The organism is Sphingopyxis selenitireducens (assembly GCF_051550705.1).
Taxonomy (GTDB): Bacteria; Pseudomonadota; Alphaproteobacteria; order Sphingomonadales; family Sphingomonadaceae; genus Sphingopyxis.
In genome coordinates, this window is record NZ_JBPULG010000003.1 from 361,931 (window position 1) to 374,838 (window position 12,908).

Sequence of the window (12,908 nt, forward strand, 5' to 3'; positions counted from 1 at the left end):
TCCGGGCATCAGGCGAGCTTGGCGCTGAGCAGATAGCGTTCGCGGCTTTCGGCGGCGCGGCGGCGCAGGTCGACGAGCGCGCGTTCTTCGGTTTCGTCGAGCATCGATTCGATCAACCGGTTGAAATGTTTGCGCATCGCCAGCCGTGCGCCCGAAGCGTCACGATTGCGCAGCGCTTCGACGACATCGGCATGTTCGGCCTGGCGCACGCTGCCATCCTTCTGGCACACCATGGCATGGCTGTGTTGTACCTCGGGCAATTCCAGCCGCATCCGCCACAGGCTTTCGATCACATGGATGATCGCCTTGTTGTTCGACGCGGCGGCGATGGTCATATGAAACTCGCGGTCGATGACGTTGATCTCTTCCTCGCTGGCATTGGTGTCCGCCATCGCTTCCAGCAGCGCTTCCAGCTTTTCGAGGGTTTCGGCCGAGATGGTCGGCGCGGCGAGCGCGGCGGCTTCGGCCTCGAACAGCGAGCGTGCCTCGGTGAGTTCGAATGCGCTGACCGAGGGGAGGAGGGCGTTGTCGCCGGGAAGATGGGCCTGGACATAGGCGCCCGCGCCGGTGCGGATATGGATCCAGCCCGTCGCTTGCAACGCGATTTCGGCCTCGCGGATCGTCACGCGGCTGACTTCGAACCGTTCCGACAACTCGCGCTCGCCGGGCAACCGCGTTCCCGGCGGATAGGTTCCGTCGAGAATCAGGCGCCGGATCGTGTCGGCGACATCCTCAAAAAGGCGGCGTTCGGCCATAGTTTAATCGTCTCCCCACATCTGTACTTGGGAGTCCATACAATCAGGTATGACAAGTTTGAAGCCCGTGACGAGGGGGAAATTCATATTCCCTCTGGCGCCGGGCATGTGCTGGAGGAAAGCAGTTTTCGGCCGCACAGAAAGCCGATGGCTCTTTTCATCATTGCGAACCGCTGTTCGGGCGCAAATTTGCCGTGGCCGCCGCCTGCCGCGATGAACAGGTCGGACGGTACCGACAGCGTATCGAGCCGCTGCTTGAGATCGATCGACTGCGTAACCGGCACGACCGGGTCGGCGTCGCCATGGGCGATGAAGATTGGCGGACTGGTGGGCGTGAGCCAGCTGACCGGTGACATTTTGCGCTCCATCGCTCTCGCGTCGGATGCGGCACCGATCCAGTTGGCGATCGTCGGGTGGCGCTTGTCGTTGGCGCCGGCGCGCATGGTCAGGTCGGTGGGGCCGAAAAAGTCGAGGATCGCCGCCGCCTTGGCCGCGCCCCGGCACGGGTCGAGGTCGATGTCATTATCGGCAGGGAGAAGCCCGGCCATCAGTGCCAGATGCCCGCCCGCCGAGGTGCCCGAGACGATGATGCGGCTGGTATCGAAGCCATATTCTGCGGCATTGGCGCCGATCCAATGGAGCGCGCAGCGTGCGTCCTGAACCGCTGCGGGGGCGCTGGCTTCACCTGCCAGGCGGTATTGGACGGTCACCACCGACATTCCGGCGGCGAGATAGGGGCGAAAGCCCGTCCAGCTTTCGGGCCGCGCGCCGCGCGCCCAGCCGCCGCCGTGAAAATGGATCAGGACGGGGGCGGGAGCTTTTGCGGCATCGGCATGGGTATAGACGTCGAGGTGCAGCGCTTTGCCGCCCGTCGTCAGATAGGGAATATCCTTGGCGACCCGCGCCGGCGCCCCCTCGTCCGAGGCAGCGGCTGGCGATGCTGTTGCCAGCAAAGCCGTCGCCGCGATCAGACAAAGGACGGACCCTCGCATCGCGGGCCTAGATCCGGGCCCGGATGCCAATGAAATATTTTGCGCCATAATAATGATATTGGCGGCTGCTTCCGTAGACCGGCATGTAGGTCGACTTGGGCTCGTTGAAGATATTGAGCGCCTCGAAACGGAGCGACACGCCTTTCATCAGGTTGAGCGAAGCGCGGAAATCGACGGTTTCGCTGGGCCCGACATAGCGCAGCAAGCCGCCACCGCCGACGAAGTCCTGAAAATATTTCGAGCGGTAATTGTAGATCGCCTGCAGCGAGACCGGGCCGATGTCATAATAGGCCTGCGCCGAGAGAACATGCTTTGAATAGCCGGAGATGTTGGCGGGCGGGATGATCCCTTCCGACACCGTGTCGTTCACCGGATTATATTGGTCTCCAAGGCGCGAGTCCTCCGTCTTGAAATTGGAGTCCGCGTAGTTGTAGCTGACCTTCGCGCCGAGGCCATCAAGGGGCTTAGGCAGGAAGCTGAAGCGCGTCGCCGCGGTCAGTTCGAGGCCATAGATACGCGACTTGTCAGAACTGTTGCGCGTCTGCGTCACGGGTACGGTGATGTTTTCCCCGTTTATCGTGAAGGTCTCGTCATAGACGACCGGTTCGAAGCCGCCGGTGAACTGCTTGTAATAAACCGTCGCCGATAGCAGGCTGTCCTTGTTCGGATACCATTCGATTGCGGCGTCGGCGTTCCACGACATCAGCGGCTTCAGCCGCGGACTGCCGTTGGACTGAATGTTGCGGACCGCCTCGGCGACCGAGGAGAAATTGCCGTCGATCGTGATCGTGCGGCCCGCCCCGAGCGCGCTCGGGTTAGGACGCGACATGGCGCGATAGCCGGCAAGGCGCAGCTGCGTGTCGGGGGCGACTTCAAAGATCGCGTTGATGCTGGGCAGGATGCGCGTGCTGCTGCTCTTGGAGGTGACGGTTTCGAACTCGCCATTGATGGTCTTGATCTGGAAGGTGCCGTCGCCGTTATCGACGATCTGGAGATCGCTGCGCAGACCGTCGGAGATGACGCGCGTGTTGACGACGCGGACGCCGAAATTGCCTCGTACCGGCATGCTGCCTAGATCGGCGTCATAATCGGCCATCACATAGCCCGCCAGCGTGCGTTCTGTGACGTCGCGGTTGGCGGTTGCGCGCGTGTCGGCGAGGTTGCCGGGGTCTTCGCTGCCCATATATTCGCGGAACAGGCAGTCGACGTCGAAGGTCGCCCAGCTGTTGATGCTGTTGCCCTTCGCCGCCGACAGGAAATTGGTCTGCGGGAAAGCCTGACGGCACAGGTTGTTGATCCGCCGGTCCTCGGCGATCGCCGGGTTGTAGTTATAGTCGCCGTTGCGGATGTCATAGTCCCGGTAGGTCAGCTGCGACCAGCGGCCGCCGGCCGAAATCTTGCTGAAGAAACCATCCAGTTCATAGGCGGCGTCGAACCGGCCCGCAAAGATTTCGTTATGTCGCTTCGCTTCGTCGCGGCGCAAGCGTGCGTCGTCCCAGAAGAGGTCGTGATTGTTGAGATCGAAGCGCGGGTCGATCGTGATCGTCGGTACGAAGCTGCCCGGCTGGATCTCATAGGTGTAGGGAATGCGCATGTTGTTGAACACGGTTCGCACGCCGTTGACGTCCATCGGGTCGGTCCGCAACCGAACATTGCGCTCGATTTCCTTACGGATCGTGCGTGAATAGCTGCCATCGGCCGTCAGCGTCAGGCGATCGTTAGGCTTCCATTCGATCGACAGGCCGCCGCCCAGATATTCTTCCGAGCGCGACAGTTCGGAGCCGTTCGATTCGAGCGCGCTCAAGCCGTTCAGACGCTGGACGATGCCATTTTCATCAAATTCGACGTTGGTCAAGCCATTGCGCGCTTCCGACAGGTTAAGGTCGCGGCGGCTCTCGACGAATGTGCGGTCCGAATATTGGACGTCGAGGTTGATGTTGAACTGGTCCGACGGGCGCCACTGGATCGACCCGAAGACCGCGTCGCGCTTGTCGCTCTCGCTGATCTGGCGAAAGGTATAGGCGTTAGGGACGAGGAAGAAATCGTCCTGCCCGTAGTCATTGCGGTTAAGTTCGGTGCAGTTGCCCGCCGCAACATTGTCGGCGCGGCACGCGGTCCACGTGCTGCTCGCCGCATAGGTTTCTTCGGGATTGTTGCTATCGTTGCGCTGGACGCCGATCGCGATACCGATCGTGTCGTTCGCGAACTGGTCGACATAGCTCAGCGTCCCGCGCCAGCCCACGCCGCCGTCGCGGCCGACGATACGGTCGCCATAGGGGTTGTACTGCGCCTTGATCTCGCCCTGCAGACGGCGCTTGCCGAAGTCGAGCGGGCGCAGTGTGCCGATTTCGATCGTGCCGGCGACCCCGCCTTCGACGAGGCTCGCCTGCTGCGTCTTATAGATTTTGATGTTGTTCACGAGCTCCGACGGGAACTGGTTGAAATTGACCGAGCGATCGCCGCTGCCGTTCGACGCATCGCGGCCGTTGAAGGTCGCGTTCGAAAGGAAGGGCCCAAGGCCGCGCAGTGCGATTTCGGACGCGTCGCCCTTTTCACGGTGGGTCGTCGCACCGGCGATCGTCTGGATCGCCTGACCGACCGAAAGGGCAGGAAGGTCGCCGATATCGTCGGCCGACAGCGCATCGACGATCGCCGTTTCCTGACGCTTGACGTTGATCGAGTCCTGAATCGTCGCGCGGATGCCGCTGACGACGATTTCGTCACCCTCATCACTCGGGGCGGCCACGTCGGCGGCGGCGCTGTCTTGCGCGATGGCGGGCATGGCGACGAGCAGCAGGGTCGATCCCGCGCCGGTCAGGAAGGCGGCGCGCAGTGCGCGGACGCGGATCTGGTTTTGAGAATTCACTTCGGTCTCTCCCTGGTCAAACGAATCCGTTCTAACCAATTCACTTGAGCATCGTAACATAATTGTCAACAATTGTGTCTATCAAATTGGACTAGCCAGTTTGCAGTCCAATTTCTCGACTAGCGAACCAACTGGCTCCGGAGTCCCGGGGCGACGCGCGCAAGGCCCTGCGTCACCAGTCGTGCGGTCACTTCCGCGCCGATGTCCCCGACATGGGTGTAATCGAATTTGCGGGTGACCTGACCGCGCGGGCCATCGCCCTCGATCGGCGGCGGAGAGGGCGGTGCAGGGCGAGCGGTCAGCGTGGTTCCGGCGCGCGCGGCGGCCAGTTCCTCGGCGGTCGGCGCTTCCTGCGCGAGCTTGGTTGCCATTTCGGCGCCCATCTCCTGCACTTGCGCCGCGCTGAGTGCGTTGAGGTCAACAAGCGGCACGTCGAGAGCCTTCGCAACGCCTCGCACCTGATCGGACCAGCTGGCGAGACTGTTCTTGAGCTTGCCGTCCTTGAACTCGCGCCGCGTCAGCGGGGTGAGAAGGACCGGGATCGCGCCCTTGGCACGCACTTCTTCGACGAAGCGGCGCAAATTGGCGGGAAATTCGGTTGTCTCGTCGGTCCTGCGTTCGGGCTTGGTCGACTGGTCATTATGCCCGAACTGGATCAGGACATAGGTTTCGCGGTAGCCGGGGACGGCTGCCTCCGCCAAGACGATGTCCCATCCGCCTTCCTGGCGATAGCTACGGGTACTGCGTCCGCCACGTCCTGTGTTCAGGCACGCGACCGACGATTTGACATGGTTTGCGCAAAAGGCGCCGCCCCAGCCGCTGTGCGGCGCCATCGTCGAATCGCCGACCAGAATGACTTTGTAGGGCAGAAGGGGCGGCGCATCGCTGCGCTCGCCCTCCTGTGCCTGCGCGCCGCTTGCGAGTGCAGCGGCCATGACTCCGATAAGAAGCCTGCGCATAATCCTCTCCCTTATATGCGATCAGGAAAAATACAGTCCGCCATTCACGTCGAGGCAGACCCCGGCGAGGAAGCTGGCGGCTGGCGACGCAAGATAGGCGATGGTCTCAGCTACCTCGTCGGGGTGACCTTCGCGGCGCAGCGGGGTGTTGCCCGCGGTTGCGGCGCGGCCTTCGGGCTTCGAGAAGATGTCGTGGAAGCTGGTGCCGATCAGGCCCGGGCAGACAGCGTTGACGCGGATGCCCTGCGGTCCGAGTTCCTTCGCCAGCGAACGGGTATAGGTCATCAGCGCGCCCTTGGCGGTTGCATAGACCGACGCACCGGGGCCGCCGCCGTCACGGCCGGCCTGCGACGACACGTTGACCACCGACGATCCCTCGCCAAGGAAAGGCTGCGCAGCCTGAAGGACGAGGAAGACCGATTTCAGGTTCAGCGTCATGACATGGTCGAAGAATGCTTCGTCCATTTCGCTGAGCGTCTTGCGCGCGACCATGCCGCCGGCAAGGTTGACCAGAATGTCGAGCCGGCCGCTAAACGCGACGCCGACTTCTTCCAGCATCGTCTTGACTGCGGCGCTGTCGGTGACGTCTGCCTGGATCAGAAAAGCGTCACCGCCGGCGGCCTTGATCGTCGCCAGCGTTTCTTCGGCGGCTTCGCGGCCGCTGTTATAGTTGATCGCGACGCGCGCGCCGGCGCGGGCGAGGGCGATCGAGACCGAACGGCCGATATCGCGTCCGCCGCCGGTGACGAGTGCAGTTTTGCCCTGGAGAGTCATTCTGTTTTTTCCTTATTCTTGGGTGTTGGAGGGTTTGGTGGTGACCGGTTCGACGCGACCGCCGACCAGCCAGAAACAAAGGAACGAGATGGGTACGATCGCCGCGCTCAGCGCAAAGATCGGGGCGTAGCTCGTCTTGGTGAGGACGGGGACGAGCCACGTGGTGATCAGCGTCCCGGCGACCGCGGCGGTGCCGCTGATCCCCGCAAGACTGCCGACCGCGCCGCCGCCGAAATAGTCGCTCGGCAGCGTCTGAATATTGCCGATCGCCATCTGGAAACCGAACAGGATGCACGCGATCAGCAGCACCGCAGCCAGTGGATCACTGGCGCCGATGGTGAACAGCAGCGACGGCAGCATGATCGCGCTGCCGATCGCGATGGTCAGTGTGCGTGCCTTGTGGACGCCGCCGCCCGCCGTGATGATCCGCCCCGACAACCAGCCTCCGAACAGGCTGCCCAGCATCGCGCCGACAAAGGGAACCCAGGCGAACATGCCGATCTGCTTGACGTCGAAGCCAAAGGTTTCGGCGAGATAGATCGGCAGCCACGACACGAACAGCCACCAGACGGGATCGAGGAAAAAGCGCGAGAGGATGACGCCCCAGCTCTGGCGATAGCGCAGCAGCTCGCCCAGCGGGATGCGGCGGCCGTCATCCTGCCCCGCTTCGGTGCGGCCGGTCAGAATATATTCGCGCTCTTCCTCGCTCAGTCCGGGATGATTTTCGGGGTCGGCCTTATAGAACCACAGCCACGGCAGCAGCCACAGAAAGCCAAGGACGCCGATCACCAGAAACGTCCCGCGCCAGCCGAAATAGACGAAGAGCAAGGCGACGAGCGGGGCCGATACGATGCCGCCCAGCGACGCGCCGGCGTTGAAGATCCCCTGCGCCAGTGCGCGCTCGCGCGACGGGAACCACAGCGCGTTGGCTTTGGCTGCACCCGGCCAGTTGCCCGCCTCGCTGACGCCAAGCGTGGCGCGCAGGACGCCGAGCAGCGGGAGCGAGCGGACAAGCGCGTGCGCCGCGATCGACAGCGACCAGAAGATGATCGAAAGGGCAAAGCCCATTCGTGTGCCGATCGCGTCGAAAATTCGCCCGAAAAGCGACTGGCCGAAGGCGTAGAAGATCATGAAGATCGTCACCAACAGCGCATAATCTTCCTTCGTGGCGCCGATGTCCTTCGACACTTCGGGCCACATCACGGCGAGCGCGTTGCGGTCGATATAGTTGATAACGGTCGCCAGGCCGATCAGCCCGATGACGCACCAGCGGAAGCGCCCTTTGATATTGCTCATTTCTTCGCTCCGATTTTGGCGAGGTCGAAGCGGCCCACGGGGCCGGTCCATGCAAATGCGCGGCCGTCGACCGTGACGCTGTGCTTTGTGCCCGCCGCGACATCGTCGGCGACTGCGACCGCGAGGCGCCGTCCGTCGATCAATGTGACGAGGATCAGGCTGGCGCCGGCTTCGCGGCGATGCTCGAGCGCACTGACGCGCGCGCTGCTTGCGACGGTCGTTTCGGCCGATGCGTCATATTCGCCATGCGGTTCGAGCAGGCTGACGAAAGTGGCATCCGAAGCGCCATCGACGCGCTGGATCAGCGCCGGTTCGCGGCGCAGGTTGAACTCGGGATCGTTCGCGCCGCTTTCGACGAGAAGGAAGCGCGTGCCTGCAGGCGGCAGCATGTGATAGGAATAGAAACGGCTGCCCAGCATCCACGTCAGCCGCGCTTTGCCGGCTTTGCTTCCTTCGCCATCGACCCACAGATGCTGATAGCCATTGGCTTTTCCCAGCACCGGCCGTTCGGCAAGATTGCGGTTGAACGCGATGTCGCTGTCGATGATATGCCCGGAAAAATGCAGCGGCAGGTCATAGCGATGCCTGCCGCTGCCAGTTCCGTGGAGGATATCGAGCGTCAGAGGATTGGAGAGGCCGAGGACGTCGAGCAACAGCAGCGCGCGGCGGAAACGCACATCCTTGTAGGCGCTGCCGATTTCGGCGATCGAGTAACGCGTCGGACCGTCAAGCGCGGTAGCGAGTTGCTGCGTCGGATTTTTTTCGCCTGCTTTCCAATCGCCTGCGAAGTGGCTTTGTTCATCGACGACAAGCGTATTGTGCGCGATCGTTGCGCTGGCCCAGCTGTCATTCTCGGGCAGATAGCGTCCGCCGCGCTTCGCCTCGACATTCAGGAAGCGTGCGGCGCCATAATCGGTCACGACCGCACCCGTCTCGTCATAATAGAGCCACCCGAGCCGGTCGAAATGGCCGTGGCCCATGCCCTGAACGCTGTTCTTGGCGACGAGCAGCGGTCCGGTGGGATCGGATTTGGTGCGGAGCAGGACGAGCGCACCCTGCTTGCCGTCGGGGCCGTCGCCCAGCAGGCGCGATGCGAAGGCCCAGGGCTTTTGCTTGCCGGCCGCGAGATCGGTCGCGAGCGCTTCTCCCGCGGGTGTGAGTACTGTGCGGCCCTGCCAGTCGGCGATCGACAGAAAGGCGGGGTCTTTGGTCGCACCATAGGCGATGGCGGCCGCGTGATAGAGTTCCTCGGTGCGCAGGCTCTTGTCGGGCATGGCATCGTTGAGCGGCAGGAAAGTGCCGTCGTGCGTTACGTCGATCGCGGTGCGTATCGCCTTCAGGACGATGCCGTCGCGATATTCGAAGATCTTGCGATCGGGATCATTGGCGGCGATCGCGGCTGCGAACACGACAAAAGGTTGCAACGCATAGCGTTGATAATAGGGGCCTTCGGCATAATATCCGTCGGGCGAAAAGAGCAGGTCCAGCTGGCGCAGGAAACCCGCCTTGCCGCTTTTGTCGAGCCCGAGCAGTGCTTTGTCGACAAGGTCGCGGTCGCCGAGGAGATAGCCTGAAAGGCCGACCCCGGCCGCAGCCCAGGTCGCGTGATTGTGGATGCGGTTGATGACCTCCGGCGAGCCATCGGACAGGAAGCGCGCCATCGGGCGGATCACATTATCGTCGATGCGTGCGCGGTCGGCGGGCGACAGGGCGTCGCGGATCGCGCCATAGCCTTGCGCCGCATTCACCAGAAATACGCTGTCGTTCAGGCTTTGCCAGAACAGGCGGCCGGGTATCTGATTGGCGGCGGCAGGGTGGGGCCCGAGCTTCGGGTAAAGGTCGGCATAGGCGAGCAGCAGATCGCGGACATGGTCGCGGTAACGCACGTCGCCGGTCAGGCGATAAAGCTGACCGCCTTCGAAGATCGTGCGGTAATTGCGCTTATGTTGTTCGTGGGTAACGCCGCCGCCCGGATCCTTGGGAACCGGAACATGCACCCCGGCGCGGATCGAGGCTTCGACTCCCGTCTTCGCTCGTCCGATCTCGGCCGTAAACAGTGGGGCATAGGCCGCCTGCGGCGTGGCGGCGGCGGTCTGCGCGGCGACGGGCAAAGGCAGCGCCGCGGCGCCGGCCATGAGCAAAAGGGCGAGGGTGCGGGTCACGGGCGGGCCTCCACAATATTGTCGGACAGTTTCGCGCGGATCGGCCCCTTATAGGCGAGTTCCTCGATCCGCGGCTCGGGGGTCGCGATGAAGCGATTTTTGGCGATGCGTGTGTCGGGGGCGCCAACCGAATGGATGACCATGATCGGCGCCGAGCGGATGAAGTCATTGCCGGTGATCGCGCTATGCTGGACGCCCGAGAGGCGCAGCGATGCGCCATTGGCGCCGCTGTCGGTGACCTGCGAGCCCGTCATCGCGAACCATGGGCCAAAGGTGCTTTCGTCGCTGCCCTTGCGCAGCAGGTCGGCGACCAGCCCGACGCGCGCGAAATGGCTGTCGGTAATCGTCAGCCGTTCGACCGGATACCAGCCCTTGGGCGCCTGTTCGCCGGTGCCGAGGACGACTGTGCCCGCCATGTCGGTAAAGCTGCTGCCGCTTATGTCGATCGCGTTGGCAAAGGTGCCGGGCGCCATCGCGACGCCATCGAGCCGTGCTTTCGCGCCGGGGCCGCGTACCGTGACGCCTTGCATCGCGACGCTGTAATTGGGCGCGACGCCGGCGGTGACTGCCACCAGTAACGCATCGGCTTGCGCCGCACTGGCATCGAGTTCGACATGCTGGAGGCGCAAGCCTCCGCCCGCCTCGACCCGCGCGAGCCCGCCGGTGGCGAGGCGCAGAACGGCATTGGCGCCCTTTTGCCCCGTGATCGTCAGGCGGTGGCGGACCGCAATCGCTGCCATGACGTCATAGGCGCCAGACGCCAGCGACAGCGTATCGCCGGGCCGTGAGGACCCGACCGCCTCCGCCAGCGACGCGGCCGGGGTGAGGGGGATGGTACGGCCGGCGCCAAAAGCGGCTTCACCGGCGGCCGGGCGATACCAGGATGCGCCGACCTCCTCGCGCTTGACCGGAACCAGATCGCGCGGGGCACCGACATTCGCGAGGGCTGCGTCGATCGGATAGAGCAGGCCGTTGGGCGCGCGGGCGAGCGTGATGTCGCGCTGTTCGACGCCGCTGGTTAGCAGCGGCCTCGCGACTTTCGCCTCGATATTGCCCGCCAGCGCGATACCGGCGATGTCGCCGTCGGCGCGAAACGGGTCGCTGCCGTTCGCACCTGCGATCAGATTGCGCTCGAACCGGCTGTCGACCGGCGGCGCCGATCGTTCGGCGTCGGCGCCCGCGGCAAAGGTGATGCGCGCGCTGTCGACGATCGAATTGCGCTCGATCACCGCGTTGGCGACCTGATGATAGCGGTTGATCACTGAGTCAGGAACGCCGTTCATCACACTGATTGCGCTTTTTAAATCCTTACCTGCGAGGCCTTCGAAATAATTGTCGCGGACGATCTGGTCGCGGTTGATGATGCGGACGCCGCCGCTGTCGGGAACATTGTTTCCGAAGAAGATATTGCGCTCGACGCGATTGCCGTTGCCGTGGCGGAGCACGAAGGCGCCCTGCGACGCCAGCACCAGATTCTCGCGCAAGATATTGCCGCCCGATTTGACCGACACAATCTCGACCTCGCCGCTGGTGCGGTCGAAAATATTGCGCTCGACGATCGTGTTCGATACCGAGAGCGACTCCTCGCTGGTCCCGATACGGATCGTTTCGCCGCCGTTCGATCCGAGCGGCGGGCGCGGGCCGAAATAATTACGGTCGATGCGGTGGCGGTTATCGAGCGGCTGGCCGGCACGGCGGATCACCGCCAGCGTGACGCCCGCGTTGGTCTTGCCCTCGAAATGCGAATGGTCGACGCGGTTGCCGGTGCCATAAAGCGCGACCCACATATCTTCGGCGCGGCGGTCGGTCTTGCTGTAACCGTCGATCACGACTTCGGTGACGCGCACATCCTGCGCGAGCATCTTGGAATCGCGGCGAAAGGAAATCACTTCGCTCGTCGGGCTGAAGCCGTTGCGGAAAACCAGGCCCGATACGACCAGATGGCGTCCGCCAATGCGGAGGTTCGACTGGCCGGTCAGGACGACTTTGCCCCTGGTCTGCGCGGTGAGGGTGATCGGCTTGTCGGCGCGGCCTTCGCCGGTGAAGACGATCTGGAAGTCGCGCCATTCGCCATCGGCAAGAAGGATCGAGTCGCCGGCCTTCGCGGCTTTGACCGCTGCTTTGAACTGGGTCTGGTCGGCAACCAATATGTCGCGGGCCAGCGCCGGGTGGGCTGCCGAAGCCATGATCGCCAATGTAAAACCAGTCCGCAGCAGCATGCCGTCCCTTCCCGAGGAATATCTTATGCGGTATTGGACTATACAAGTGGTATGACGATTTCAAGCATCTTTGACAGGCGATAAGCCGAACCAATTCGGATGAAGGTCAAGCGCCGGGGCAAACCGCGGGCAAGCCCCCGGCGCGGATGTCGTGACCAAAAATGGATTGGGGCCGACCGGCGGGTGCCCGTTCGGCTGTCAGATCAGCAGCTTAGCGCGGCTTCGAACAGACCCTGGAACCGGGCCATGCACTCGTCAGGGTTGGCAACGTCGTTGATGTCGTCAATCAGCATGATCGATCGCAGAACGCCGATACCCATTAATATGGCGAGGAGCATATTGGCGCGGAGCGCGCCGTGCTCGCCGCCGATCAGGTCAGTCAGCGGGCCGAGTACGTCGAGATGGACGAGATCGCGGATAATCTGTCCGGCCTTTGGAGAGGAAGCCGATCGCAGCATGATAATGAACATTTCCATGCGGCGATCACGGTCGTCGCCTCCGTCTTCGGCGACCATCTGGGCGAGGAAGGCGGGGAGGGCGGATATCGTCTTTGGTTCAAGGAACGGATTCGGCCGCCCTTCGTCGGCGACCACCTCGCGGAACAAGCCTTCCTTGCCCCCGAAGTAACGGCTGATCAGCGCGACATCGACTCGGGCATCGCCCGCAATGTCCCGTAACCCGACACTGTCATAACTTTCGCGTAGAAAGCGTTGATGCGCCGCCGTCAAAATGGCTGCGCGGGTTGCGACGGCGTCGCGTTTTTTTATAGTTGTGCTACTCTCCATGGTCTTGCCTTTAGACGCCTGTGGAAATAAATCAACATCTGTTGACTTGCGAAGGAACCGGGACTAATCGCCGCAACCCGGCATCGGGCAGCATCCCCCC

At 63.1% G+C, this 12,908-nt stretch carries 9 protein-coding genes; all 9 read right to left on the reverse strand.

The window, feature by feature from the left end; translation table 11 throughout:
• Nucleotides 1-8 precede the first annotated feature (8 nt).
• The 9 genes from ACSYDV_RS11745 to ACSYDV_RS11785 all read right to left on the reverse strand — a co-directional run bounded on the left by ACSYDV_RS11745 (nucleotide 9) and on the right by ACSYDV_RS11785 (nucleotide 12,808).
• The gene (locus ACSYDV_RS11745) at nucleotides 9-755 is read right to left on the reverse strand and encodes a FadR/GntR family transcriptional regulator (RefSeq protein WP_438323999.1); all 747 of its coding nucleotides are present in this window, start codon (nucleotides 753-755) and stop codon (nucleotides 9-11) included.
• Between the two features lie 83 nt (nucleotides 756-838).
• Nucleotides 839-1,747 carry an alpha/beta hydrolase fold domain-containing protein gene (locus ACSYDV_RS11750; protein WP_438324000.1) on the reverse strand — a complete coding sequence of 303 codons (909 nt, stop codon included), beginning with the start codon at nucleotides 1,745-1,747 and terminating at the stop codon, nucleotides 839-841.
• Between the two features lie 7 nt (nucleotides 1,748-1,754).
• Entirely contained in the window at nucleotides 1,755-4,613 is a 2,859-nt protein-coding gene (locus tag ACSYDV_RS11755) for a TonB-dependent receptor (RefSeq protein ID WP_438324001.1), read from the reverse strand.
• A 119-nt stretch (nucleotides 4,614-4,732) separates the two neighbouring features.
• Nucleotides 4,733-5,572 carry a rhamnogalacturonan acetylesterase gene (locus ACSYDV_RS11760; RefSeq protein ID WP_438324002.1) on the reverse strand — a complete coding sequence of 280 codons (840 nt, stop codon included), beginning with the start codon at nucleotides 5,570-5,572 and terminating at the stop codon, nucleotides 4,733-4,735.
• A 21-nt stretch (nucleotides 5,573-5,593) separates the two neighbouring features.
• Nucleotides 5,594-6,346 (reverse strand): SDR family NAD(P)-dependent oxidoreductase, encoded by a 753-nt coding sequence (locus tag ACSYDV_RS11765; RefSeq protein WP_438324003.1) that lies wholly within the window; start codon nucleotides 6,344-6,346, stop codon nucleotides 5,594-5,596.
• A 12-nt stretch (nucleotides 6,347-6,358) separates the two neighbouring features.
• The gene (locus ACSYDV_RS11770) at nucleotides 6,359-7,642 is read right to left on the reverse strand and encodes an MFS transporter (RefSeq protein WP_438324004.1); all 1,284 of its coding nucleotides are present in this window, start codon (nucleotides 7,640-7,642) and stop codon (nucleotides 6,359-6,361) included.
• Nucleotides 7,639-9,804 carry a heparinase II/III domain-containing protein gene (locus ACSYDV_RS11775; protein WP_438324005.1) on the reverse strand — a complete coding sequence of 722 codons (2,166 nt, stop codon included), beginning with the start codon at nucleotides 9,802-9,804 and terminating at the stop codon, nucleotides 7,639-7,641. Before ACSYDV_RS11775 ends, ACSYDV_RS11770 begins: the two co-directional genes overlap by 4 nt.
• Nucleotides 9,801-12,023, reverse strand: coding sequence for a polysaccharide lyase 6 family protein (locus ACSYDV_RS11780; RefSeq protein WP_438324006.1), 2,223 nt, complete (start codon nucleotides 12,021-12,023; stop codon nucleotides 9,801-9,803). The genes ACSYDV_RS11775 and ACSYDV_RS11780 overlap by 4 nt, the downstream gene beginning before the upstream one ends.
• 203 nt (nucleotides 12,024-12,226) lie before the next feature.
• A complete protein-coding gene (locus ACSYDV_RS11785; protein ID WP_438324007.1) occupies nucleotides 12,227-12,808 on the reverse strand; it encodes a TetR/AcrR family transcriptional regulator in 582 nt (193 codons plus the stop codon).
• Nucleotides 12,809-12,908 lie beyond the last annotated feature (100 nt).